This window comes from Variovorax pasteuri (genome assembly GCF_051216435.1).
Taxonomy (GTDB): Bacteria; Pseudomonadota; Gammaproteobacteria; order Burkholderiales; family Burkholderiaceae_C; genus Variovorax.
Genome location: NZ_JBPJZS010000008.1, coordinates 285644 through 309187, shown reverse-complemented (window position 1 = coordinate 309187; position 23544 = coordinate 285644). Strand labels below are relative to the sequence as shown.

Annotated in this window: 19 protein-coding genes; 8 read left to right on the top strand and 11 right to left on the bottom strand. The window is 69.4% G+C overall.

What is annotated here, in order from left to right; genetic code table 11:
• The first annotated feature begins 73 nt into the window (after window positions 1-73).
• Together ACSFBM_RS26350 and def are read left to right on the top strand one after the other, a co-directional pair.
• A complete protein-coding gene (locus ACSFBM_RS26350) occupies window positions 74-514 on the top strand; it encodes a hypothetical protein (protein ID WP_435487044.1) in 441 nt (146 codons plus the stop codon).
• 44 nt (window positions 515-558) lie between these two features.
• Window positions 559-1098 (top strand): peptide deformylase, encoded by a 540-nt coding sequence (def, locus tag ACSFBM_RS26345; protein ID WP_435487043.1) that lies wholly within the window; start codon window positions 559-561, stop codon window positions 1096-1098.
• 6 nt (window positions 1099-1104) lie between these two features.
• Here def and ACSFBM_RS26340 read toward each other — a convergent pair whose 3' ends face one another.
• On the bottom strand, window positions 1105-1500 hold the full coding sequence (locus ACSFBM_RS26340) for a DoxX family protein (RefSeq protein WP_435440336.1): 396 nt from the start codon (window positions 1498-1500) through the stop codon (window positions 1105-1107).
• Between the two features lie 165 nt (window positions 1501-1665).
• On the opposite strand from ACSFBM_RS26340, the gene ACSFBM_RS26335 reads away from it, so the two are divergent.
• From ACSFBM_RS26335 to ACSFBM_RS26320, 4 genes are all read left to right on the top strand, one after another.
• Window positions 1666-2700, top strand: coding sequence for an amino acid ABC transporter substrate-binding protein (locus tag ACSFBM_RS26335; RefSeq protein WP_435487042.1), 1035 nt, complete (start codon window positions 1666-1668; stop codon window positions 2698-2700).
• The gene (locus tag ACSFBM_RS26330; RefSeq protein WP_435487041.1) at window positions 2697-3695 is read left to right on the top strand and encodes an amino acid ABC transporter permease; all 999 of its coding nucleotides are present in this window, start codon (window positions 2697-2699) and stop codon (window positions 3693-3695) included. The genes ACSFBM_RS26335 and ACSFBM_RS26330 overlap by 4 nt, the downstream gene beginning before the upstream one ends.
• Window positions 3692-4747 (top strand): amino acid ABC transporter permease, encoded by a 1056-nt coding sequence (locus ACSFBM_RS26325; RefSeq protein ID WP_435487040.1) that lies wholly within the window; start codon window positions 3692-3694, stop codon window positions 4745-4747. Before ACSFBM_RS26330 ends, ACSFBM_RS26325 begins: the two co-directional genes overlap by 4 nt.
• A 273-nt stretch (window positions 4748-5020) precedes the next feature.
• Complete coding sequence (locus tag ACSFBM_RS26320; RefSeq protein WP_435487039.1) at window positions 5021-6394, top strand: homoserine dehydrogenase; 1374 nt, start codon at window positions 5021-5023, stop codon at window positions 6392-6394.
• A 13-nt stretch (window positions 6395-6407) separates the two neighbouring features.
• On the opposite strand, the gene ACSFBM_RS26315 is transcribed toward ACSFBM_RS26320, so the two are convergent.
• Genes ACSFBM_RS26315 through ACSFBM_RS26305 form a run of 3 tightly spaced genes read right to left on the bottom strand, consistent with a single transcriptional unit; the run spans window position 6408 to window position 9146 of the window.
• The gene (locus ACSFBM_RS26315) at window positions 6408-6806 is read right to left on the bottom strand and encodes a PPC domain-containing DNA-binding protein (RefSeq protein WP_435487038.1); all 399 of its coding nucleotides are present in this window, start codon (window positions 6804-6806) and stop codon (window positions 6408-6410) included.
• 4 nt (window positions 6807-6810) lie between these two features.
• Window positions 6811-8466 carry a phosphoglucomutase (alpha-D-glucose-1,6-bisphosphate-dependent) gene (pgm, locus tag ACSFBM_RS26310; RefSeq protein ID WP_435487037.1) on the bottom strand — a complete coding sequence of 552 codons (1656 nt, stop codon included), beginning with the start codon at window positions 8464-8466 and terminating at the stop codon, window positions 6811-6813.
• Window positions 8463-9146: an HAD family hydrolase gene (locus ACSFBM_RS26305; RefSeq protein ID WP_435487036.1), complete on the bottom strand. Its 684-nt coding sequence runs from the start codon at window positions 9144-9146 to the stop codon at window positions 8463-8465. The genes pgm and ACSFBM_RS26305 overlap by 4 nt, the downstream gene beginning before the upstream one ends.
• A 185-nt stretch (window positions 9147-9331) precedes the next feature.
• Between ACSFBM_RS26305 and ACSFBM_RS26300 the strand changes: the two genes are divergently transcribed.
• Both ACSFBM_RS26300 and ACSFBM_RS26295 read left to right on the top strand, forming a co-directional pair.
• Complete coding sequence (locus ACSFBM_RS26300; protein ID WP_435487035.1) at window positions 9332-9691, top strand: hypothetical protein; 360 nt, start codon at window positions 9332-9334, stop codon at window positions 9689-9691.
• Between the two features lie 163 nt (window positions 9692-9854).
• Window positions 9855-11198: a putative bifunctional diguanylate cyclase/phosphodiesterase gene (locus ACSFBM_RS26295; protein WP_435487034.1), complete on the top strand. Its 1344-nt coding sequence runs from the start codon at window positions 9855-9857 to the stop codon at window positions 11196-11198.
• Between the two features lie 40 nt (window positions 11199-11238).
• Here ACSFBM_RS26295 and ACSFBM_RS26290 read toward each other — a convergent pair whose 3' ends face one another.
• From ACSFBM_RS26290 to bcsD, 7 genes are read right to left on the bottom strand one after another with little or no spacing between them, the layout of a single operon-like run.
• Window positions 11239-15627: a cellulose biosynthesis protein BcsC gene (locus tag ACSFBM_RS26290; RefSeq protein ID WP_435487033.1), complete on the bottom strand. Its 4389-nt coding sequence runs from the start codon at window positions 15625-15627 to the stop codon at window positions 11239-11241.
• Window positions 15603-16964 carry a cellulose synthase complex periplasmic endoglucanase BcsZ gene (gene bcsZ, locus ACSFBM_RS26285; protein WP_435487032.1) on the bottom strand — a complete coding sequence of 454 codons (1362 nt, stop codon included), beginning with the start codon at window positions 16962-16964 and terminating at the stop codon, window positions 15603-15605. Before bcsZ ends, ACSFBM_RS26290 begins: the two co-directional genes overlap by 25 nt.
• 7 nt (window positions 16965-16971) lie before the next feature.
• Window positions 16972-19425 carry a cellulose biosynthesis cyclic di-GMP-binding regulatory protein BcsB gene (gene bcsB, locus ACSFBM_RS26280; protein ID WP_435487031.1) on the bottom strand — a complete coding sequence of 818 codons (2454 nt, stop codon included), beginning with the start codon at window positions 19423-19425 and terminating at the stop codon, window positions 16972-16974.
• Window positions 19422-21590 carry a UDP-forming cellulose synthase catalytic subunit gene (bcsA, locus tag ACSFBM_RS26275; RefSeq protein WP_435487030.1) on the bottom strand — a complete coding sequence of 723 codons (2169 nt, stop codon included), beginning with the start codon at window positions 21588-21590 and terminating at the stop codon, window positions 19422-19424. Before bcsA ends, bcsB begins: the two co-directional genes overlap by 4 nt.
• Window positions 21587-22429 carry a cellulose biosynthesis protein BcsQ gene (bcsQ, locus tag ACSFBM_RS26270; protein WP_435487029.1) on the bottom strand — a complete coding sequence of 281 codons (843 nt, stop codon included), beginning with the start codon at window positions 22427-22429 and terminating at the stop codon, window positions 21587-21589. Before bcsQ ends, bcsA begins: the two co-directional genes overlap by 4 nt.
• Before the next feature lies 1 nt (window position 22430).
• Window positions 22431-22958 carry a BcsR/BcsP family cellulose biosynthesis protein gene (locus ACSFBM_RS26265; protein ID WP_435487028.1) on the bottom strand — a complete coding sequence of 176 codons (528 nt, stop codon included), beginning with the start codon at window positions 22956-22958 and terminating at the stop codon, window positions 22431-22433.
• A complete protein-coding gene (gene bcsD / locus ACSFBM_RS26260; protein ID WP_435440320.1) occupies window positions 22955-23428 on the bottom strand; it encodes a cellulose biosynthesis protein BcsD in 474 nt (157 codons plus the stop codon). Before bcsD ends, ACSFBM_RS26265 begins: the two co-directional genes overlap by 4 nt.
• Window positions 23429-23544 lie beyond the last annotated feature (116 nt).

Below are 23544 nucleotides of genomic sequence, written 5' to 3'. Positions count from 1 at the left end.
TCATCGCAGCGCAGTCAACAGGGTCTACAACCTGACGTTGAAAGATAACTGAAGGCCACAAGGAGAGTTCCTCATGAAAAAAATCCGAGTTCTTGGTGCCAGCGTTGCACTTGGCGGCGTTGCGCTGCTGAGCGGTTGCGTGGGGGTTCCCGGCGATCCGTATTACGGCGGCGGCTACAACGCGGGCTATGGCGGCGGTTATTCGTCGGGCCCCTATTACAGCGAGCCTGCGCCAGTGGTGGTTGCACCCGCGCCGGTCTACATCAATGGAGGCGGCTACTACGAGCGTGATCGCCGTCCTTATTACGATGGTGGGCGCCCGTACTACGGCCGCCCGGGCTATCCGGCGGTGCGACCGGGTCCTCCGGTGGCGCGCCCGCCGAACTTTGGGGGTGGACGCCCGGGCGTCGCGCCGCAGCCGCGGCCCCCGGTGGCCGGCGCAGTTCCCCAGCAGCCGCGCGGCAACGCGCGCCTGTGGACGTCGCCGGACTCCAAGGGCCAAACCCCTCCCTGATCCGTTGGTTCACGAGGGGTTGAGGCTGTCGCGATAATTCCGCCATGGCCATCCACGACATCCTGAAAATGGGCGATCCCCGGCTGCTGCGCATTGCGCAGCCGGTCACCGCCTTCGACACCGACGAACTGCACCTGCTGGTGCGCGACATGTTCGAAACCATGCATGCAGTCAACGGCGCCGGCCTTGCGGCGCCACAGATCGGCGTGGACCTGCAGCTCGTGATCTTCGGCACCGACATCGTCAACCCCCGCTATCCCGATGCGCCGCCGGTGCCCCGCACCGTGCTGCTGAACCCCGTCATCACCGCGCTGGACGACGAGGAGGAAGAGGGCTGGGAAGGGTGTCTTTCGGTGCCGGGCCTGCGCGGCGTGGTGCCGCGCTTCGCCAACATCCGCTACACCGGGTTCGATCCGTACGGCGACCCGATCGAGCGCATTGCCACGGGCTTCCATGCGCGCGTGGTGCAGCATGAAGTCGACCACCTGCTGGGCAAGCTGTACCCGATGCGGGTGCGCGATTTCTCGCGCTTCGGCTACACCGAGGTCCTGTTTCCAGGCCTCGATGCGGCCGACGACGATTGACGCTGCTCAGTTGTACTTGCTGCTGAGGGCGAAGCGGCCGCCGCCCATGAACGCCAGGGCCAGTGCCGCGAACAGGAACATGCCTTGCAGTTCCAGCGCCCAGCCGCCTTGCTTGCCGAGTGCGGTCAGGTCCTTCGTGTGGACCAGCGCGAACGCCACCAGCATGTTGATGGCCACGATCCAGGCGGCCGGCCGCGTGTAGAGGCCGATGATCAGCAGCACGGGCGCCACGATCTCACCGATGTAGACCAGGTAGGCCAGCGCGCCCGGCAGCCCATGCTGTGCCAGCATGCCGGAGATGAAGCCGACGCCGCCCTGCAGCTTGGCAATGCCATGCAGCAGGATCAGCACGCCTAGCGAAACGCGCAGGATGAACTTGCCGGTGTCGTCGGATTTGACCATTTGAGTAGGTTCCAGTGAGAGTGTTGAGAGGGCCGTATGGTAGTGAACATCCGGCACTTCCAGTCAGCCTCTTGCCGTGCATATGCATCCAACCTTGAGTTCTTTGGCAGAGTCCGGTGTCGGCCCGTACACTGCCTTTCGCTTACTGTTGAGGAGAACACACCAATGAACAATCGATTCCGCCCGGCATTGCTCGCAGCCGCCTGCGTCCTCTCGCTGGCCGCTGCCGCACCGGCCTTCGCAGGCAAGACACTCGACGCCGTCAAGCAGCGCGGCACCGTCAAGTGCGGCGTAACCAACGGCGTGGCGGGCTTCTCCGCACCGGACACGCAGGGCAACTGGTCGGGCCTCGACGTCGACACCTGCCGCGCCATCGCGGCGGCCGTGCTCGGTGATGCGAAGAAGGTCGACTTCGTGCCGCTCAATTCGCAGCAGCGCTTCTCGGCCCTGCAGGCGGGCGAAATCGACATCCTCGCGCGCAACACCACCTGGACGCTCACGCGCGACGCGTCGCTGGGCTTCAACTTCACCACCATCACCTACTACGACGGCCAGGGCTTCCTGGTGCCGAAGAAGCTCAAGGTGACGAGCGCCAAGCAGCTGAAGAACGCGACCATCTGCACGCAGTCGGGCACCACCAACGAGAAGAACGTTTCCGATTACTTTCGCGGCCTGAACATCCCGGTGAAGACCGTCGTGTTCGAGAGCTTCGAGGCCTCGTTCAAGGCCTTCTTCTCGGGCCGCTGCCAGGCCTTCACGACCGACGCGTCGGCGCTGGCCGGCCTGCGCAACAAGGAAGCGCCCAACCCCGACGACTACCTCATCCTGCCCGAGCTGATCTCCAAGGAGCCGCTCGCACCGCTGGTGCGCCGCGGCGACGACGAGTGGTTCGCCATTGCCAAGTGGGTGCCCAACGCATTGATCGAGGCCGAGGAATTCGGCGTCACGCAGGCCAACGCCGATGAACTCAAGGCCAACAGCAAGGACCCCGCGCAGCAGCGCCTGGTCGGCACCGGTGAAGACCTGGGCAAGCTGCTGGGCCTGGACAAGGACTGGTCGTTCCGCGCCATCAAGGCCGTGGGCAACTACGGCGAAATGTTCGAGCGCAACGTCGGACCGAAGTCGGTGCTGAAGCTGCCGCGCGGCTCCAACAACCTGTGGAGCAAGGGCGGCCTCATCTACGCACCCCCGGTTCGATGAGTCCTGAGGCCTCGCGCCGCGGCGCCTGGCTGGCCTGGGTCGTCCAGGCGCTGCTGGTGCTGGCCGTCGTGGCCGGCGCGGTCTGGGTGGTCCACCATGCGCTCGAGGTGCTTCGCGCGCGTGGCGTTCGCTCCGGCTTCGACTTTCTGACCGAGCCTGCGGGCTTTTCCATCAGCGAGGGCTGGCTCGACTTCGATGCGGGCCAGCCGTCCTGGCGCGCCTTCCTGGCGGGCCTGATCAACACCGTGCGCGCGGCGGTGCCCGCAGCCATTTTCTCGGTCGTGCTCGGCACGCTGATCGGCATCGGCCGGCTGGCGCCTCACGTGCTGCTGCGCGGCATCTGCACCGCGTATGTCGAGCTGCTGCGCAACGTGCCGCTGCTGGTGCAGCTGCTGATGCTGGCCTTCGCCATGGCCAACCTGCTGCCCGACCCGACCGAGCCCGTTCGGCTGCTGCCGGGCGTGTGGCTCAGCAAAGGCGGCCTCGCCGTGCCCTGGCCGGTGGCGGGCGAGGGCGGCTGGTGGCCCACGCATTTCGAATGGCCCGAGCGCGGCGACTTCGGCGTGAGCGGCGGCGCGGCGCTGAGCCCGGAGTACGTGACCATCGTTGCCGGCCTGAGCTTCTATTCGGCCGCGTTCGTGGCGGAGATCGTGCGCGCGGGCATCCTGTCGGTGTCGCAGGGGCAGGTGCTGGCGGGGCAGGCGCTGGGGCTGTCGTCGGGGCAGCAGTTGCGCATCGTCGTGCTGCCGCAGGCGCTGCGGGTGATCGTGCCGTCGCTCACCAACCAGTTGCTCAGCCTGACCAAGAATTCGTCGCTGGCGGTGGCCGTGGGCTATCCGGAGCTGGTGTCGGTGACCAACACCACCATCGGCTCCAACGGCCGTGCCTTCGAGTGCATCGCCATCATCATGGCCGTCTACCTGATGCTGTCGCTGCTGATTTCCTTCGGCATGAACCGCTACAACGCGCGCGTCGCCTTGCGAGGCTGGCAATGAGGAACGTCGCGCAAGGGCCGATCGCATGGCGCAGCGAACTGTGGGGTTCGCCGCTGCGTGCGCTGGCCACGGTGCTGCTGCTGGCGGTGCTGGCGTGGGTCGGCTTTCATGTCATTGAATGGGGTGTGGTGCACGCCGTGTTCCGGCCCGACGCCGAGGCCTGCCGCGCGGTGCAGCACGGCGCCTGCTGGGGCGTGGTGGCGGAGAAGTGGCGCCCGATGCTGTTCGGACGCTTTCCCTACGAAGAGCAATGGCGTCCGGCCATCGCGGTGGTCGTGCTGTCGGCGGTGACGGTGCTGAGCGCCTGGCCCCGCAGCTGGCGCTGGTGGCTGCTGCCGCTGTGGGTTGTCGCGCTGCTGCTGTTCGTGGGGCTGATGCGTGGCGGCGTGCTCGGCCTGGCCCCTGTGCCCACCAGTCGCTGGGGTGGCCTGCCGCTGACCATCGGGCTGGCGGTGGTCGGGCTGGCGCTGGCGTTTCCGCTGGCTTTGCTGCTGGCGCTGGGGCGCCGTTCGGGCTGGCCGGTGGTGCGCACCTTGAGCGCGAGCTACATCGAGCTGGTGCGCGGCGTGCCGCTGATCTCGGTGCTGTTCATGGCGTCGTTCCTGCTCCCGCTGCTGTGGCCTGCCGGCTGGCAGCCCGACGTGCTGGTGCGCGTGCTCGCCGGACTCACGCTTTTCGTGGCGGCCTACCTCGCCGAGATCATCCGTGGCGGGCTGCAGGCCGTGCCGCGCGGGCAGACCGACGTGGCGATGGCGCTGGGCTTCGGCCGCTGGCCGGTGCAGCGCGACATCGTGCTGCCGCAGGCGCTGCGCCTCGTGGTACCCGCCTTGACCAACAGCGTGGTCGGCACGCTGAAGGACACCTCGCTCGTCACCGTGGTCGGCTTGTTCGAGCTGACCGGCGCGCTGGGCCTGGCGCTGGGCGGCGACCCCACATGGCGGCCGTTCTACCTCGAGGGCTACGTCTTCGTCGCGGCGGTGTACTGGGTGCTGTGCTTCGGCCTCTCGCGCTACAGCGTGTGGCTCGAAAGGCGGCTGTCGGCCGCGCCCTGAGCCGGGCGGCCCCAAAAGCCTGTTGTACACTCCGGGCCTTCATGACGAGCCACAACTTCAACCCCGCATCTGCCGCAGCCTCCATGGCTCGCATGATGCCGCCTGCCTCTGCGCAGGCGATGGTTGTTGCTCGAATGATTACCACCATTACCTCCGCGGTCACCTGACACGCGCAGGTGGCCGTTCCGGCAGCCACCTGGTGTATCGCTCTCCCCCCGAACGAATGAACCCAGCTCTGGCAGCTGGGTTTTGTTTTTTCGTCTGGAGATGTCCATGTACCGCGATCCCGTTGAATCCCTCGAGCCTCTGCCCGGCAGCCTGAAAACCGATCGGGCGGCCACCCGTGCCCTGCGCGTGGGGATGATCGGCATCGGCACCGTGGGCTCCGGCACGTTTCGCGTGCTGGCGCGCAACCGGGCCGACATCGCGGCCCGCGCCGGCCGGCCGATCGAACTGGTGATCGTCGCGGCGCGCGACCTGGCGCGGGCGACGGGCATCGTGGGCGACAGCGTGGCGCTGACGGCCGACCCGATGCAGGTCGCCACGCACCCCGATGTCGACGTCGTCGTGGAAGTGGCCGGCGGCACCGGTGCCGCACGCGACTGGGTGCTGGCCGCCATTGCGCAAGGCAAGCACGTGGTCACGGCCAACAAGGCGCTGCTGGCTGTCCACGGCACGGAAATATTCGCTGCCGCGCGCGAGCACGGCGTGGTCGTGGCCTACGAAGGCGCCGTGGCGGTGAGCATCCCCATCATCAAGGCGCTGCGCGAAGGACTGGCCGCCAACCGCATCGAGTGGGTGGCCGGCATCATCAACGGCACCACCAACTTCATTCTCAGCAAGATGCGCGACGAAGGACTGGACTTCGCCGCCGCGCTCTCCCAGGCACAGGCGCTGGGCTACGCCGAAGCCGACCCCAGCTTCGACATCGAGGGCATCGACGCCGCCCACAAGCTGACCCTGCTCGCCGCCAATGCCTTCGGCATGCCGCTGCGCTTCGATGACGCACAGGTGGAAGGCATCACGTCCCTGCAGGGCGCGGACGTGGCCTGCGCCGAGCAACTCGGCTACCGCATCAAGCTGCTGGGCGTGGCGCGCCGGCAGGCGAATGGCGTGGAGTTGCGCGTGCAGCCTGCACTGGTGCCGGCCGAGCACCTGATGGCGCATGTGAACGGCTCGATGAACGCCGTCATGGTCAAGAGCGATGCGGCAGGCCTCACGATGTACTACGGCGCGGGCGCAGGCTCGGAGCAGACCGCGTCCGCCGTGATCGCCGACCTGGTCGACGTGGCGCGGCTCGACGGCGTTCACGCCACGCAGCACGTGCCGCACCTGGGTGTTCATGCGCACGCGACGAACGCGCTGGCCGTACTGCCTCGTGCAGCGGTGCACACCTCGCACTACCTGCGCGTGCCGGTCACGGCCGTCAGCCACATCCAGGCGGTGACGGCCTGCCTCGCGGAGCAGCGCGTGCCGGTGCGGCAGGTCGCAGTGGCCACCGAGAAACCGGGCGTGGACCCGCAGGTGCTGGTGCTGACCGGCCCCGTGGCGCAGGGCACGCTCGACCTGGCGGTGCATGCGCTGCAGGCACGGACCGAAGTGGCCGGCCCGGTGGTGACGCTGCGAGTGGAGGCGCTGGAAGGCTGAAAGCCCGAGCGCTTCAGGGTTTGTGGCGCGGCATCAGTTCGGCGTACCCGGTGAGCGGGTCGTGCGTGCGCGCGAACTGCCAGTCGTGCAGCACGGCGACAAGGATTTCGGCCGTGGTGCGTACCACGCACCCTGGCGCCGCATGCCCGCCGAAGACCCGGCCTTCGCCATCCGACACGCTCATGTGAATGTGCGAGCCGTCGGGCGACAGGCTGCCTGCCAGCGTGAGGATTTCCAGGTCGCCCTCGATGCGTGCCGGCGTTTCGGCACCCGCGAAGCGCACGCTGGCCCCGCGCAGGCTGCCGATTCCAGAGACCACGAACGCAGCCTGTGCATTGGCTTGCTTCAAGGCCGCATCGAGCGACGCCCGCAGGTCGTCACCCGGGTTCAGCCGCAGCACCAGCGTGTGCATGGCATCAAGACCCCGAGAGTGCCCCGTCCACCACCTGCTGCGCCTCTTCGAGGATGCGTGCCAGGTGCTCCGTGCCCTTGAAGCTCTCGCCGTAGATCTTGTAGATGTTCTCCGTGCCCGAAGGCCGCGCCGCGAACCAGCCGTTCTCGGTCACCACCTTCACGCCACCGATGGCCGCGCCGTTGCCCGGCGCATGGCTCAGCACGTTCACAATCTTGTCGCCCGCCAGTTCGGTGGAGCGGATCTGTTCCGGCGACAGGCTCGACAGCCGCTTCTTCTGCTCGACGGTGGCGGCCGCGTCCACGCGGTCGGACACCGGCTGGCCCAGGGCCTGCGTCAGCTCGGCGTAGCGCTCGCCCGGGTCGCGCCCGGTGCGCGCGGCGATCTCGGCCGAGAGCAGGGCGGGCACCATGCCGTCCTTGTCGGTGGTCCACACCGAGCCGTCATGGCGCAGGAAGGTCGCGCCGGCGCTTTCTTCGCCGCCGAATGCCAGCGAGGCATCGACCAGCCCGTCGACGAACCACTTGAAGCCCACCGGCACCTCGTACAGCTTGCGCGCGAGCCGCGCGGTGACGCGGTCGATCATCTGGCTGCTCACCACCGTCTTGCCCACGGCCGCATGGGCGGGCCATTGCGGGCGGTGCGTGTAGAGGTAATCGATCATCACGGCGAGGTAGCTGTTGGGCTGCATCAGCCCCGTGCTGCCCGCCACGATGCCGTGGCGGTCGTGGTCGGTGTCGCAGGCGAAGGCGATGCCGAAGCGGTCTTTCAGGGCAATCAGCTTGTGCATGGCGTCGGGCGACGAGGGGTCCATGCGGATGCGGCCGTCCCAGTCGAGCGACATGAAGCGGAAGGTCGGGTCGACCTCCTGGCTCAGCACGCTGAGCCGCGAGAGCTTGTAGCGCGCCGCGATCGCCGGCCAGTAGTGCACGCCGGCACCGCCCAGCGGGTCGACGCCCAGGTCGATGTCCACGCCGCGGATCGCGTCCATGTCCAGCACCTGCTCCAGGTCCTCGACGTAGGTGTTCAGGTAGTCGTGCCGGTGCGTGGTCGAGGCGCGCAGGGCCTGCGCGAGCGGCATGCGCTTCACGCCTTCGAGGTTGTTGGCCAGCATCCTGTTGGCCGCCGCTTCGACGGCCGAGGTGATGTCGGTGCCCGCCGGGCCGCCGTTGGGCGGGTTGTACTTGAAGCCGCCGCTCTCGGGCGGGTTGTGCGAGGGCGTGATGACGATGCCGTCGGCCAGGCCTGTGGTTCGGCCGCGGTTGTAGACCAGGATCGCGTGCGACACGGCCGGCGTGGGCGTGTATTCGTCGTCCTTCGAGATCATCAGCTCGACCCCGTTGGCCACGAGCACCTCCACCGCGCTGTTGAAGGCCGGCGTCGACAGCGCATGCGTGTCGATGCCCAGGAACAGCGGACCGTCGATGCCTTTCTGCTTGCGGTAGTCGCAGATGGCCTGGCTGATGGCCAGCACGTGCCATTCGTTGAAGGCGTCGTCGAACGAAGAGCCGCGGTGCCCCGAGGTGCCGAAGGCCACGCGCTGGCTGGCCACGGACGGGTCGGGCCGCCCGGTGTAGTAGGCCGAGATCAGTCGCGGCACGTTGACCAGCAGGTCGAGCGGGGCGGGCTGGCCCGCGAGTGGGTTGGTGGCTTGGCTCATGTCGATGGAAAGTCGAAGTTGATCAGGTCGCCGATGCGTTCGATGGTGATGTCGGCGGGGGCGTAGGCGGCGATGGCCTGCGCGTCCAGCGCATAGTGCCCTTGCCTCACGAAGACCGTCGTCAGACGCGGCCCCCAGATGGCCTTCATGGCCGACAGGATGCGCAGCTTGTCGTCGATCATCACGTAGTGCTTCGCCGGGTGGCATTGCTCGATGGCATCGAGCATCTGCTCCTTGTGCACGTAGATCAGCACGCGGCCCTCGGTGGCGTCCCACAGGCCAGAGCGCTGCACCTTGCGCGGCTGGAACACCACGTCGCCGTCGGACAGGATCACCGTGGGCCCATGGCGGCGCAGGTGCTTCAGGGCCTCCAGCGCGCCGGGGTAGAGCCGCTCGGCGAAGGGGTAGTCGATGAGAAAGCTCGACATCAGCAGCAGCCGGGAGTCGCTCATGCCGTGGCGGCTTTCCTCGGCGCGGTAGCGCTGCAGGGCGCCCAGGTAGTCGACGTAGCCCAGTTCGCCGCGCAACTGCTCGAAGGCCGTCCAGTAGCGGCTGGCGCTGTCGGCGCCGAAGGCGTCCTCGAGGTGCGCGCGAAGGTCGGCAATGACCCGGTCGTTGTCGAGCAGGGTGTTGTCGACGTCGATCAGGAAAACAGTGGGGGCAGGCTGCTGCTGTGTCATGGAAGGGGCGGCCGGTGGGCCTGGGTGCGGGCGTCGGTTTCAGCATACGCCTCGAACGCGAGACCGGCCTGCGGCGGCGTGAATTAGTTGATGCTTTGCCCGGGCGCGCGCGTCACCTGTGCCGCGGGGCCGTCGCCGGGTCCCCTAAGCTCTCGCCCAGTTTCAAGGAGCAAGAACACATGCGCATGACGACGAATGGTCCAGGCCGGGTCCGGCTTGCACTGAGTACCCTGGGCCTGGCGATGGGAACGGGCTTGCTGCTCGCGGGCTGCCAGTCGCCCCCGAAGGACCGGCCGCTCACCTCCGAGGTGCCCGAGCCGCCGAGCTTCGCCGCGCCGCCCGAGGCCTGCCGGGCCGCTGCCGCGCGTTTCGGGCTGGGCCTGCGTGCGACCCCGCAGCTGCTGGAAGAAATGCGCCAGCGCGCGGGCGCCAGGCTGGCCCGCGTCGTGCTGGCCGCGGACACCGACTATCCGGCCCCGGACATCACGCGGCTCAGCGTGCAGGTCGAATCCACCGGCCGGGTGGTGGGTGCGTTCTGTGGCTAGCCCGGCAGGCGCCGGCCGCGGGATGCATGCATGAGTGTTGTGCGCACACTGCGCGTGTAACATTTCTGGGCGCCTGACCGCAGAATGCCCCGAATTGGGAGAACAATAGTCCGCGACTTTCCGGAGCCACAGTCTTTTGTCGAACACCCAACCTCCCGTCTCATTGCCTTCGTACTACGACGGTTCGGCACGCCTTCCGCCGGATGAGGTGCTGCGCCCGCTGATGGCCGATTGGGCCCGGGCAGGCAAGCGCCTGGCGGCCGTCTGCTACATCGACGTCGACCGCTTTGCCGAGCTGAACGACCGCCTGGGCATGGTCGCGGGCAATGCCGCGCTCGAAGAGGTGGCCCGCCGCGTGCAGGCGCAGTTGCCCCGCGAAAGCGTGATGGCCCGGGTGGGCGGCGACGAGTTCGCGGCCGTGTTCGCCGGCCTGGGCACCTCGCAATGCGCGCAGGTGCTCGAACGCATCCAGACCGCGCTGGCCGAGCCCTGGGCCTGGCGCGACCAGCCCGCCAGCATCGACGCCAGCATCGGCGCCATGATGCTCGACAGCAACGGCCCGCCGCCCGAAACCGCCCTGCGCCAGGCGCAGCACGCGGCCTTCTTCGCCAAGCGCGCGGCCGACGGCAAGGTGCACTACTTCGACGCCCCGCAGGCGCGCGCCGACGAGCAGATCGTGCGCGAACGCCAGCGCATCCAGGAAGGGCTGCTGCAGGGCGAGTTCTTCCTGGTCTACCAGCCCAAGGTCGACATGCAGCGCGGCGTGGTGGTCGGCGTGGAGGCACTGATCCGCTGGCAGCACCCCGAGCGCGGCCTGCTGCCGCCCGTGCAGTTCGTGCCGCTCATCGAAGACGACGCGCTGGTCGAGCAGGTGGGCGACTGGGCCATTGCCACCGCGCTCTGGCAGGCGCACCAGTGGCGCCTGGCGGGCCTGCAGATTTCGGTGAGCGTGAACGTCGCGCCGCGCCACATGATGCGCTGGGACTTCGTCGACCGGCTGGCGCGCCACCTGGCGCAGTTTCCGAAGCTGGGCGCCGGCATGCTCGAGCTGGAAATCCTCGAGACCACGGCCATCAGCCAGTTCGCGAACGTCGCCCTGTTCGTGGAGGCCTGCAAGGCGCTGGGCGTGGGCGTCACCATCGACGACTTCGGCACCGGCTATTCGTCGCTGACCTACCTGCGCCAGTTGCCGGTGTCGGCCGTGAAGATCGACCAGTCCTTCGTGCGCGGCATGGCCGAGAACGAGCAGGACCGCGCCATCGTGCAGGGCATCCTGGCGCTGCTGAATGCGCTCGGCCTCACGGCGGTGGCCGAGGGCGTGGAAACCGCGAAGCTGGGCGAGGCGCTGCTCGCCATGGGCTGCACGCTGGCCCAGGGCTACGGCATTGCCAGGCCGATGGCCGCCAAGGACATCGTGCAATGGGTGGCGCAGTACGAGCAGGCGCCCCTGTGGGGCACCGACGCGCCGACCGGCACGATCGTGCTGCCCGCCGTGGCTCGCAGCTGAAAAGGGCGCCGAACCGGGGCCCGGCGCCCCGGCTTGCGCGTCAGAGCAGCGGCGTGTAGGGCGAGGTCATCGGGTTCAGCGTGGTGCCGCTCCCGCTGCCGTAGCCCGGCGCACCCAGCGTGCTGGAGCCGCCGAACATGTAGCGCAGGTACACGCTGCCGGTGAACTGGCGGTAGTTCTGCGCGTTGTTGAAGCCGAGCGCACCCCCCAGGAACATCTTCGGCGCCAGCTGGTACTCGAGCACCGCGGCCAGGTTGTAGGCCAGGCCGGTCTTCGACGTGCTGGCGTACGTGTTGTTGTAGACCGCACTGCTCAGGCCCAGCGCCAGCGCTTCGCTGGCCGCGCTCGATGCGCCGGCGTTGCGCGTCGGGTCCGTCGGGAAGTAGGGCGACGACTTCTGGGTGAACGACTGCACGCCCAGCGAGGCGTTCACACGCCACGCGAGCCGGTCGGCGCGGCCGGTCCAGTCGACCGGGAACGCCACGCTCACGAAGCTCTGCGGGCTGAAGTAGCCGCCTTGCCCGAAGGTGTAGTAGCTGAGGTTCTTCTCGTAGCCCATCAGCCCGATGTTCATGCCCAGCGTGAGCTTGGAGCTGGCGCTGTTCAGCAGGTGCAGGTAGGCGCCGCCGCCCGTTTCGAAGCGCGAGTTGCTGGCCACGTTCTTGCCCGTGATGCCGTGCGCCGCGAGGTAGCCGTACACACCGTAGGTGCCGTCGTCGTAGCCGATGTCGCCGCGCGCGCCGGTGGCGACCACGCCGCCCCAGCGCTCGTTGGTGCGCTCGTCCTTCGCGCCGGCGAACGACAGCACGCTGTCGGTCACCGCGCGGCGCGAGAGGTCGGCCTTGTAGGTCCACGAGTCGCCGAAGCCACCCTTGAAGGTGACGTTGCCCACCACGTTCGTGGTCGGGAAACCCAATGGCGTGGTGCCGATGCCGGCCTCGAGGTTCTTGCCTTCGTAGCCCACGTTCAGGCCGACGCCGCTGGCGTTCTGCTGGTTGGTCGTCGTGCCGCTGCGCAGCGCATTGAGCGCCGCCGCCGGGCCGCCGCCGAAGCGGCTGCCGGTGGGGTAGTCGCTGGCGGGCGTGCCGGCGTCGAGCACCGTGGGCGTCACGCCCACGACGATCTTGCCTTCGCCGACCGGAAAGCGTGCCTGCACCGGCAGCTGGAAGTCCGACAGCCGGCTCAGGCCCGCTTCGCCCGCACGGTTGCGAAAGACGGTGCCCGCGGTGAGGCTGACGGCACGCTGGGCCTCGAGGTCCTGCAGCTCCGAGGTCAGCGTGTTCGCCGGCGCGGGGCGCAGCGGCGCATTCCAGCTGGGTTCGCTGCGCGGGGCGTTGGCCTGCGCATAGGCCGCATTGGCTTGCGGATACGCCGGATAGCCGCCCGGTTGCGCCTGCGGAATGTAGACGGGCGCCACCTGCTGCGTGCCGGGCACCGGGTACTGCTGCATCGGCTGCATGGACGGTGCCACATAGGCCGAGGCCTGCGGCACGTTGCCGTTGTTCGCGTTGTTGCGCGCGGTGCGCGTCGCGCCCTTGGCGGCGCGGCCCTTGGCCGTCGACGCCGGTGCGGTGGTACCCCAGGGCAGGGCCCCCGGTGGGTAGGCATTTGGCGTCGCCCCGCCCGGGTAGGCAGGGTAGGCCTGCTGCTGCGGGTTCACGGGGTAACCCGCCGCAGGGTAGGCCTGCGCGTAGACCGGCGCCGCGGCCGCCGCACCGGGATAGGACACCGGCTGCATGCGCGCCTGCTGCGCGAACGGGTTGCCGTTGGCCGGCGGATAGCCCGTGGGCACGGCCGCGCCCGGCGCGCCGCTGCCGGTCATGCCGGCGAACGGATTGCCGCCCCCCATCTGCGACGGCACGCCGCCCGGCGCACCGCCCGAGGCGACCTGCCGTTCGGCGTCCACCGCGGCGCGCAGGTACTGCTCGGCCTTGCGGCTTTCGCCCGCATTGCGGTACACGCGGCCGGCGGCAGCCAGCACGCGCGACTGGTCGGGCGCCTGCTTCAGCGCGGCCATGACGTAGTTCTCGGCCTCGCCGTGTTCGCGCTGCGCACTGGCGCTGGCGGCGGCGGCCAGCAGGGTGTCCAGGTCGGTCGGGTTGCGCTGAAGAATGCGCTGGTACAGGGCCAGGGCCTGGCTCTCGTCGCGGGCGGCCGAGTACATGCGCGCCAGCGCGCCCATGGCCTGCGGGTCGTTCGGGCGCTCGGCCAGCACCGGCGCCATCGCGTTGTACGCGGCTTCCAGGTTGCCGGCTTCGCGCAGCGCGTCGGCCTGGCGCAGCGCGAAGGCCACGCGCAGGCTGTCGAAGTCGTTGCGCTGGCTGGCCGTCATGTTCACGCTGGCAAGCTGACGCAGCACGGCGGACAGCTCGATGTCCTGCTTGGTCTTGAGCAGCACCGACGCGTACAGCAGGCGGTCGCCGATGCTCGGGGTGGGCGAGCGCGCGAGCAGCTGGCGGCTCATGGCCAGCGCGCGCGGCGCGTCGCCGATCTCCGCGTAGGCGCCTGCAAGCTGGCCCCACAGTTCGGCCGGCATGTCGGTGCTCAGCGCCGACTCGGCCTGGGCGAGCACGCCGCGGGCCGCGTCGACCTGGCCCTGGCGTGCCAATGCGAGTGCGCGCGCGGCCTGCGACTGCGCCCACAGGCGGCGTTGCAGCCCGGCCATGTCGCGCGTTCGCGACGCGGCAGGAATGCGTTCGAGGTACTGGATGCCGGCGGCCGAGTCGCCCGTTTCGGAGGCGAGCAGGGCGCTGGCGTACAGCGCGTCGGGCATGTCGGGTTGCGACATCAGCAGCCCTTCCATCACGCCGCGCGCCTCGGACACCATGCCTTGCTTGCGGTAGATGTTCGCCAGGTCCAGGCGCACCCACGGGCTGTCGGGCGCCGCGAGCATCGCGTCTTCGAGCGTGCGCTGCGCGCCGGCCGCGTCGCCGGCATCGGCCTGCTGGCGGGCACGGGTGCGCGCCTGCTCGACCTGGATGTCGCGCAGCCCGCCGAGCTGCGTGGCCTGCTCGGGCGTGAGGCGGCGCGCGAGCGCCAGGGCCTCGTCGGGGCGGCCGGTCTGGCCGTACACCGAGATCAGCCCGCGCAGCGCTTGCGTGTTCTGCGGCTTGCTTTCGAGCACGCGCTTGTAGCCCTGTTCGGCCTGCGCGTAGTCGCCGGCGGCGGCGCGCAGGTCGGCCAGCGCGTTCTGGCCCACGGGTTCGCGTGCGTCGATGCGCACGGCGCGTTCATACAGCGACTGCGCACCGCGCAGGTCGTTCTTGCCTTGCGCGGCGCGGGCCTGCCCGACCAGCGTCCAGTAGGTGGCGCTTTGCAGCGCCGAATTCCATTTGCTGCCGCCGCCGCGCACCGCGCGCTCCAGCAGTTCCTGCGCTTCGGCGAAGCGCTCCTGGCGCAACCGCACCAGGCCCAGGCCGCCCAGGGCCTCGGTGTCGTCGGCCTTGGCACGCAGCGCCAGCTGGAAGCGCTGCTCGGCGGTGGCCGCGTCGCCGCGGTCCAGCGCCTTGAAGCCTTCGCCCACGGGCACGTCGGGCGTGTTCGCCGCGGCGGTCTTGGCGGTGGTGAGCGTTTCCAGCCGGGCGGCGACGGCCGCATCGGTCTGGTTGCTGCTCAGGTAGTCCTGGTAGAGCGGCACGTCGGGCTGGCGCGCATCGAGCCAGATCAGCGCCTGGCGCCAGGCCGCGCGCGCGGCGCCGGCCACGGCGGGCTGCTTGCTCAGCTCGACCAGTTCGCGGATGCCGGCGCGGCGCGTCGGTTCGCTGTAGGTCTTCTGCTGCGCCAGCGCGAGCCGGTAGTTGGCGTTGTCGGGATGGTCCTTCACCAGCTGCTCGAGACCCTTGCGGCCTTCGTCGGCGCCTTGGGGCGTGCTGGCGAGCACCTGGTAGTACTCCAGCGCCAGCGCCTCGGGCGGCGCCTGGTTGTCGAACTGGCTGCGGTACAGCTCCACGGCCTCGGCGGCGCGGCCGCTGCGCGCGGCGGCACGGGCGCGCTGCAGCGTGCTGCCGGCCTGGCCGGGCTGCTGGGCCTGCTGCTGCAGGCGTGCAAGGCGCGGGTCGTTCGGGGCGGCGGCGCGCAGCCGGGCGATCCAGCTGCGGGCGGGCTCCGCGTTGTTGCGCGACAGCTCGACCTGCGCCATGCCGTACATCGCGTCGGCCGAGCGCGGGTTGACGGTCAGCAGCTTCTTCCAGCTCTCCTCGGCCAGGTCGGCACGGCCCTGGGCCTGCCAGTAGGTGCCTTGCTCGACGAGCGCCGCGGCGGCGTCGGCCTGCGCGTGGGCAGGGTTGGCGGTGCACAGCGCTGCGAGCATGCCGAGGCAGGCCATCCATTGCTGCGACTGGGACGACAGGCGCCCCGGCGTGCGCGGCGACGCAAGTGGGGCGACGCGAGAGGGACGCTGCGGCTTCAAGCCGGTCGATTGGGACGGCATAGCGTTCTCCATGAGGTTTGCAGCTGGCCGTTTCGGCCGAATTCATAGCGGCCGTCGAGCCAGGCCTGACCGAAAAGCAACAGGCACTGTTCGTAGTAAGGCAAAGGCGCCACCGGCGGGGTGGTGTCGTTCGGCGCACGAGGGGGCACGCGGCCGCCCGGCACGCGCGCGACCTGCACGGCCAGCGCGTCGTTGTCGTTCAGCGCCTTCAGGTAGGGCAGCATCGCGCCCGAGAAACCCAGCGGCGCCATGCCGCGCACGGCACCCGTCACGGTGTCGACGTATTCGGGCACCGGATGGCCGTCGGCCAACTCCTGGCGCGGGCCGCGCAGGTTCAGCAGCAGCATCTTGCGCGCCGGGTCCTTGTCGGACAGCATGCCCGCCCAGAGGTACGTGCGAATGGCGTCGTAGCTGCCGGTGGCACCCTTCACCGGGTCGGGCACGAAGGCGCGATCGCTCTGCGACCAGGCGCACCAGTCGGGCGCGAAACCCTTGGGCGTGACGCCGCCGAACATGCGCAGCGTGTTGTCAGTGACCTCGTTCCACGGCCCTGCCGGGTCGGCCTGCTGGAAGTAGCGCAGCAACTGCAGCGGCATGTAGCTCGGGTTGAGGCGCCACAGCGGCCCGCTGGCCACCGACTTGGGCCAGGGCAGCAGCATGCGGCCGAGTCCGGGCAGCGAGATCACTTCGTCGCGCACCACCATCGCCAGCACGGCGCGCCCGAGGGTGCGGTAGTTGGCTTCGTTCCAGAGCCGGCCGCCTTCCATCAGCGCGTAGGCGATCCACAGGTCCGAGTCGGACGCCGAGTTGGCATCGAGCACGCCCCAGCCGCCTTCGGGCTTGCGGCCCCACTGCCAGGCCGGCAACTGCTTGGCCAGGCTGCCGCCCGCGAGGTTGGCCTCGGTCCAGGACAGCACGCGCGCGAAGGTGGCGCGGTCGTTGTGGACCAGCGCGAAGAACAGGCCGTACGACTGCCCCTCGGAGGTCGACTGCTGCTGTGCCGTGCTGAAGTCGATCACCCGGCCGTCGGGCTGGATGTGGCGCCCCGCGAAGGCCGCCCAGTCGGTGGCCGGATGGCAGGCCGCGGCGACCGGGGCGGGAGCCGGCGCAGCCGCGGACGAAGAAGGAGAAGGAGAAGGCGCGGGCGCGCTGGCCCGTGCAGCTGCGGAAGCCGGCGCCGCCGCAGGGGCGGCAGCGGGTCCGGCGGCGGCAGGCGCAGTGCCCGGCGCTGCGGCCGCCAGCTTCGGCAGCGTCAGCGCAAGGCCGGCCGCCGCCAGCAGGGCGCGTCGGCCTGCGAGCGGTTTTGGGGAGGGCGTGATGATCTGCAAACGTCGCATGAAGAGATTATTTGGCCTTATTGACCGACAGGCGACGGCGCGCCCGCAGTTGGAGGCCCGCATACGACACGGCCGCGCCCAGCAGGGCCAGCACGATCACCAGCGCACCCAGCATCAGCGGGCTGCGCGACAGGTTCCATTGCACCCAGGCGATGGGAGGCAGGCGGCCGACGTAGTAGGTGTCGCCGCCCAGCACGCTGTTGACCTGCGTGTCGCGCACGATGGTCATGCTGCCCTGCACGCTCTTGAGCAGGTCGGGCGTCATGAGCGCGTTGAGCAGCGCTTCCTTCGAGCCCGCCGTGGTGATGGCGGCGATCACGCTGCGCCCGCTGCGCAGCGGCGACTCGAAGCCGGCCAGCACCGCATCGCGGCCGTCGTCGCTCACCGCGATCTGCATCGCGCCGGGCAAGTCCTCGCGGGTGCGCGCGCCGATCACGAAGTCGACGGCGTTGTCGATCCAGCTGTTGAGCTTGAGCTCCGGCGAATTGCCGTTGCGCTTGAGCGGCATCTTGTCCGCCCACTGCGTGAACAGCGGCTGGCTCTGCAGGTTGCCGATGACCAGCAGGTCCTTGTCGGCCCATTGCGCCGCCTCGCCCGAGCGGCCCACTTTCACGCGCAGCGCGGGATAGCCGGTGGAGCGGCCGATCTGGCCGAGCAGGCCCAGGTAGGTCTCGGTGTCGTTGCTGTCGGGCTGGTCCGGCAGGATCACGGCGGTGTCCGACAGGTCGGCCATGCGCGAGAACGGGAAGCCGCCGTTGGCATAGGCCGCCAGCTCGGGCATTGCGATGAAGTGCGGGAAGCCCGACACGTCGATCTTGGAGGTCGGGTCGATCGAGCCGCGCACGTTGTCCAGCTGCGGCACGCAGCGCCCGCCCACCGGTTCGAAGTAGTAGTGCAGGCGCAGCTGGCTGCGCGCGCCCATGGCCAGCGGCGGCAGGATGATTTCCTTGTGCTCTGCCAGCGTGCCGTCGGGCATCAGCTTCACGGCCAGCGGGTTCCACCAGCGGTCGCCGGCCGGGTTGGCCGAGCGCAGCGGCAGTCCGCCGATGAAGTTGTCGTTGACGTTGACGTTCAGGGTCGACTGGTCGGGTCGCACGCGCGGCGTGTAGCGGTATTGCAGGTCGAGCGGAATGCCGCGGCTGCGCCAGGTGAACAGGTCGGGCGGCAACTGCAGGTTGACGCGCACCACGTCGGGGTTGTAGCCGGTCACCGACAGGTCGGCGGCGGTGGTCAGCTCGCCCAGCTGCAACGCGCGGTCGCTCGGGATCCAGCGTGGCGCGTCATAGGGCTTGCGCGCAGCCGGTTCCTGGAACGCGGTGACGGCAGCCTGCGCGCCGGCAAAGGCCTTGCTGTTGAGCGCCAGCGCGGCGGCGGCCGTGCGCAGGTCGGCCGGGTTGCGCCCCATCACCAGCAGCAGCTTGCCCGAGACGTCCTGCGGGTTGTCGACCACGGCCAGCGCCGGGCCCTGGATGGCGGGCAGCGTGAGGCCGGGAATGTTCGACTCCGGCGTGACGAACACCACGGCGTGGCCGTTCGGCAGCTCGCCGTTGGACACCGGAAAGGTCGCGCCGCGGTAATCGGCCAGCGAGCCGAACCACGACGACAGCACGCCGGCCGCTTCGAGCACCGGGCCCGCCGCGGGCGCGCCGAAGACGAAGGGAATGCGCGCGCGTCGCACGTCGCGGCGGTCGAAGAAGGGCTGCGGCAGCGTGGCCAGGTCGTTCGTGAGCTTCAGCGGCGCCACGGTCAGCTTCAGCGTGCTGGTGGCGTCGATGCGCGCCCACAGGCTGGTGTGGGCCGGGTCTTCGCACTCGCGCGTGTAGTGGCCGATCAACTCGACGTTGATGCGGTTGAACTCGGTGATCAGGCGCCGGTCGATCGGAATGTCGGCCGTCTGCGGCTTGCCCGCGTCGGCGCGGTTCACCGCCAGCGTGGCCACCAGCACGTCGTTCACCGTGACCTTCAGGTGCGACAGCTCGGGAATCAGCGAGGGCGAATAGGCGTAGTTCAGCTTGAACGAGGCGGCCGTGACCAGTTCGTCGGCGCGCACGTTGAACGGAATGCCCACCGTGCCGCTGATGCCGCGCAGCTGCACCGCGTAGTCGATGCCCAGCTGCGTGAGGTTGAATTCGCGCACAGCGCCGGCGGCCGGGCTGGCGGCAGGCGCACCGGCGGCGACGGTGGCGGGGGCCGGCGACGCAGCCGATGCGCGCGATGCGGCCGCGGTCGGCGTCACCGGCGCGGCGGCCGCAACGGCCGGGGCCTGCGCACTGGTCGAGGGCGGCGGCGCCAGCGGGCGCGGTTGGGCGCGGGCACTGCCGGAGAAGGCAGCGAACGCCCCGAAAGCACCCAGAAGAGCCACCGTCAGCAGCGTGGCGCCGGCGGGCGATTGCGAAAGCGAGCGGGAAGCCACGCGAGCAGGGGTCACGGCGCGACGGTGCGCGCGCTGGGTGGTCGTCACGTGGATTCCTTGGCTTTGACGGGACGCAGCCGCGAGGCGGCCGCACGGTAGTAATGGCTGAACATGTCGCGAAAACCTGTGCCGCTGATGCTGATGATGTGGCCGAGCACCCGGTGAATGGGCACGCGTGGATGGTTGCCCCAGCGGGCCGCCCAGATGTCGGCGCGCGCGGTCGTGCACTGCACCAGCGCGCGCTCCTGCGCGAAGCTCATCGGTGCGAAGCGCAGGCCCAGGCGCTTGCCGGCGCTGAAGCGCACGGTGGAGTCGAAGCGCGACTCCTGGTCGTTGCGGTAGAGCGCCACCTGCACCGGTGTTTCCAGGTCGAGCTTCAGGTCTTCGGGCAGTTCCACGCCCAGGCCGCCGCTGGAGAAGTCGAAGGTGTTGCAGCGCAGCGAGCGGCCGTCGGCGAAGTACAGCGTGGCCGGCAGCACCAGGTCCACGCGGTGCGCGCCGCGCAGCTGGCGCGACTCGTTGGCCGCGGCCACGCAGGCGCCCAGGATCATCAGGTTGTAGATCGTCCAGGCCAGGTTCAGCCACACGGTGGCGATGTTCTGCGGGTCGACCCAGGTCAGGCGCCACACGCCCAGGCACACGCCCACGAAATTCAGCGCCAGCAGCACCAGGCTCGCCTTGGCGATGGTGCTGTCGAAATACTCTTTCTGAATCAGGCCGCCCTTGGCCGTCACGTTGAAGCTGCCGAGCTTGGGGTTGATCAGCGCCACCAGCGTGGGGCGGAAGATGTACCAGGCCAGCACCGCCTCGTACACCTCGTTCCACAGCAGGTATCTGAAGCGCCCCTGGATGCGGCTGTTGGTCAGGTTGGCGTGCAGGATGTGCGGCAGCGCGAAGGCGAAGATCATCGACGCCGAGGCATGGATCACGCTCGCGCCGAAGTACAGGTAGGCCAGTGGCGCGGTCAGGTAGATGAGCCGCGGCAGGCCGTACAGAAAGTGAAGCATCGCGTTCACGTAGCACAGGCGCTGCGCCCAGTGCAGGCCGCGCCCGAACAGCGGGTTGTCGATGCGGAAGATCTGCGCCATGCCGCGCGCCCAGCGAATCCGCTGGCCCACGTGGCCCGACAGGCTTTCGGTGGCCAGGCCGGCGGCCTGCGGCAGTGCCAGGTAGGCCGTGCTGTAGCCGCGGCGGTGCATCTTCAGCGCGGTGTGGGCGTCCTCGGTCACGGTTTCCACCGCGATGCCGCCCACTTCTTCCACGATGGTGCGGCGCAGCACCGCGCAGGAGCCGCAGAAGAAGGTGGCGTTCCACAGGTCGTTGCCGTCCTGGATCAGGCCGTAGAAAAGCTCGCCTTCGTTGGGGACCGTGCCGAAGGTGTCGAGGTTGCGCTCGAACGGGTCGGCCGAGAAGAAATAGTGGGGCAGCTGGACCATGCCCAGCTTGGGGTCGCGCCCGAACCAGCCCATGGCGATCTGCATGAACGAGCGCGTGGGGATGTGGTCGCAGTCGAAGATCGCGACGAACTCGCCCGTGGTGTTCTTCAGCGCGGCATTGATGTTGCCGGCCTTGGCGTGGCGGTTGTTGTCGCGCGTGACATGGGTCACGCCCACGTCTTCGCAGAACACGCGGAACTCGTCGCGCCGGCCGTCGTCCAGCACGAAGATCTTGATCTTGTCGCGCGGCCAGTCGATCGACTGCGCCGCCAGCACGGTCGAGCGCACCACCGACAGCGCCTCGTTGTAGGTGGGAATGAACAGGTCGATGGTGGGCCACTCGGCCGGGTCTTCCGGCAGCGGCACCGGCTTGCGCTCCAGCGGCCAGGCGGTCTGGATGTAACCCAGCAGCAGCACCACGAACGCGTACACCTCGGCCATCAGCAGGCCCAGGCCGAGCATCAGGTCGACCGGGTTGTCCATGAACATGGTCTCGGTCACGCGCCAGTAGGTGTAGCGCGAGGACACGACCACCGACAGGAAGATCAGCACCAGGCCTGCGAAACGACCGCGAATCCGGTTGGTGATGAGCGCCGCCGCGAAGATGCCCACCGACAGCACGATCTGCTGCTCGAAGGTCATGGGCGCGATGATCAGCGCAGGCAGCAGCACGAGCGCCACGAGCCAGCCGGCGATGCGCACCGGCAGCAGGCGCAGCAAGGCGGGGGCAGGGCGCGGGGCGGGTTGCTCCTGCGGGCCGGACGAGGCGCTTTTCATCGTGTCTGTTCCATGTTCCGCGAAGGAAACGGGTCTTGGGCTTGTTCTTGTTCGTGCGCCAGCCGTTGCCGGTGCCGCCCGGCATCGACGCGCTCGAGCAGCCGCTCGGTGCACGAGGCAATGTCCTGCGTGGCCTGGCTCATGGGCGCGTAGCGCTGCACCGGCACCGCCGAGGCCAGCGCTTCCGGCACGGCCTGGTCCAGGTGCAGCACGCCGAGCAGGTCGGGGCGCAGTTTCTGGCGCAGCATTTCGAAGACGTCGTGGTTCAGGCGCTTGCCGGGGTCGACCTGGTTCACCACGTAGCCGGTGCCGAAGTAGTCGGCGCGCGGGCGGGCGTACTTGTCGAGCATGCGTTCGATGATCGGCAGCGTGGCGAACGAACCGGCATCGGCCAGCACCGCGACCACGCTGAAATGGGCCGCGCGCAGGGCCTGCTGCAGGTAGACCGACGGGCCGGGCGGGGTGTCGAGCACCACCAGCATGTCGGGCGGCAGGCCGAAACGTGCCAGCGTCTCGGCCAGCCAGCCGGGGCTGCGGGCCAGTTGCTGTTCGAACGCGATCTGCCGCTCGTCGTCGACGTCGCCGAAGGGCAGCAGCATGATGCCGCCATGCGCCGGGCGGATGGCGCGGGCCCAGGGCATCAGGCCGGTGGCGGCCTCGACCAGTCCGGTGTCGCAGGCCTGCGGCTCGCTGGCAATGTGAAAGCGCAGGGCGTTCTGCGGATCGAGGTCGATCGCGAGCACCTGGCGGCCGCGCTGCGCGAACTCGGTGCACAGGTTGGCCGTGACCGTGGTCTTGCCTACGCCGCCTTTGGATGAAATGACAGGGATGACGACCATGTCACGTCGGCCTTCGCCAGCGGGACATGGGGCCGGGCGGCGCGGCTGGCGGCTGCGGGGAGACCAGGCGCTCGAACAGCTGTTCGAGCGGAGTGCTTGCAGCGGCGGGCGCGGCGGCCAAGGCAGCGGTGGGTGCGGCGGCGGTTCGGGCCGGCGGCGCGCTCAGCGGCTGCGGTGCGTGCAACGGCGCCAGCACGGGTTCGATGCGGGCCGGCGGTGCGGCGAACAGGGGCGCAGGCGCCGCGACCGGTGCCCGGAGAGGCGCTGCCGCCCAGGCGGGGGGAGCTGCAGGTGCGGGTGCTACGGGTGCCGGTGCCGGTGCAGGCGCGGGGGCAGGCACAGGCGCCGCCGGGAAGGCCGCTTGCACCGGGGGGTGCGAGATCTTCTCGCCCGACAGCAAGGCCCAGGCGCGGGGCGCCTCACCCTCGGCCTCGGGCGGCGCGAATTCCCTGTAGCCATGGGCATCGCCGCCGAACTTGCGGAACAGCCCGGCAATGTCTTCGGGGGTCGGTTCGTCGGGGTTGCTCATGCGACGGCCTTGGACAGTCGCAGGTCGATGCGGGGGCCGGCTTGCACGTCGGGGGGCAGCGCCTGCACCCTCAGCTCGGGAGGCATGTGCTGCGAATCGAACCATGCCTGGTACACGCCTTCGAAGAAGCCGGTGCTCCAGTCGGTGGCGTCGGGCCCGAACGCCACGGCGATGGGGCTGCAGGCGTGGGTGATGGCGACGCCGTCCGCGTCTTCGCTCAGCACGGTGAAGCCCCAGTCGATGCCGTCCCAGCGCGCATTGAAGTGGTCTTGCAGCTCATCGAGCGTGGCGCAATGAGGCACTGGCAGGGCATGCGCCAGACGCTGGCCGATACGGAAGAACAGTTGCCGAAGGTCCTCGGGCGGCAAACCGGCGCTCAGCTCCGCAGCCAGACCGCGGTTGAATTCCAGCCATTGCGCACTGCAGGAGTTCCTCTCGTAATACTGAATAAACGTCGCGCCAGTGTCCATGTCGGTGCATTCTCTGAGATCGATTAACTGTTGGCAACAAATGCGAACTTTTCGTCGCATTTTGAGCGGCGGACTGTCTGAATTGCGGGACGGCTGGACAGGCTACCCCGCTTTTT

Coding starts and splice junctions, on each gene's coding strand:
- ACSFBM_RS26350 (WP_435487044.1), top strand. CDS start 74: ATGAAAAAAATCCGAGTTCTTGGTGCCAGCGTTGCACTTGGCGGCGTT.
- pgm (WP_435487037.1), bottom strand. CDS start 8,466: ATGAGCCAAGCCACCAACCCACTCGCGGGCCAGCCCGCCCCGCTCGAC.
- ACSFBM_RS26325 (WP_435487040.1), top strand. CDS start 3,692: ATGAGGAACGTCGCGCAAGGGCCGATCGCATGGCGCAGCGAACTGTGG.
- bcsQ (WP_435487029.1), bottom strand. CDS start 22,429: ATGGTCGTCATCCCTGTCATTTCATCCAAAGGCGGCGTAGGCAAGACC.
- ACSFBM_RS26305 (WP_435487036.1), bottom strand. CDS start 9,146: ATGACACAGCAGCAGCCTGCCCCCACTGTTTTCCTGATCGACGTCGAC.
- ACSFBM_RS26330 (WP_435487041.1), top strand. CDS start 2,697: ATGAGTCCTGAGGCCTCGCGCCGCGGCGCCTGGCTGGCCTGGGTCGTC.
- ACSFBM_RS26315 (WP_435487038.1), bottom strand. CDS start 6,806: ATGCACACGCTGGTGCTGCGGCTGAACCCGGGTGACGACCTGCGGGCG.
- def (WP_435487043.1), top strand. CDS start 559: ATGGCCATCCACGACATCCTGAAAATGGGCGATCCCCGGCTGCTGCGC.
- ACSFBM_RS26290 (WP_435487033.1), bottom strand. CDS start 15,627: ATGCCGTCCCAATCGACCGGCTTGAAGCCGCAGCGTCCCTCTCGCGTC.
- bcsD (WP_435440320.1), bottom strand. CDS start 23,428: ATGGACACTGGCGCGACGTTTATTCAGTATTACGAGAGGAACTCCTGC.
- ACSFBM_RS26265 (WP_435487028.1), bottom strand. CDS start 22,958: ATGAGCAACCCCGACGAACCGACCCCCGAAGACATTGCCGGGCTGTTC.
- ACSFBM_RS26320 (WP_435487039.1), top strand. CDS start 5,021: ATGTACCGCGATCCCGTTGAATCCCTCGAGCCTCTGCCCGGCAGCCTG.
- ACSFBM_RS26335 (WP_435487042.1), top strand. CDS start 1,666: ATGAACAATCGATTCCGCCCGGCATTGCTCGCAGCCGCCTGCGTCCTC.
- bcsZ (WP_435487032.1), bottom strand. CDS start 16,964: ATGCGACGTTTGCAGATCATCACGCCCTCCCCAAAACCGCTCGCAGGC.
- ACSFBM_RS26300 (WP_435487035.1), top strand. CDS start 9,332: ATGACGACGAATGGTCCAGGCCGGGTCCGGCTTGCACTGAGTACCCTG.
- ACSFBM_RS26340 (WP_435440336.1), bottom strand. CDS start 1,500: ATGGTCAAATCCGACGACACCGGCAAGTTCATCCTGCGCGTTTCGCTA.
- bcsA (WP_435487030.1), bottom strand. CDS start 21,590: ATGAAAAGCGCCTCGTCCGGCCCGCAGGAGCAACCCGCCCCGCGCCCT.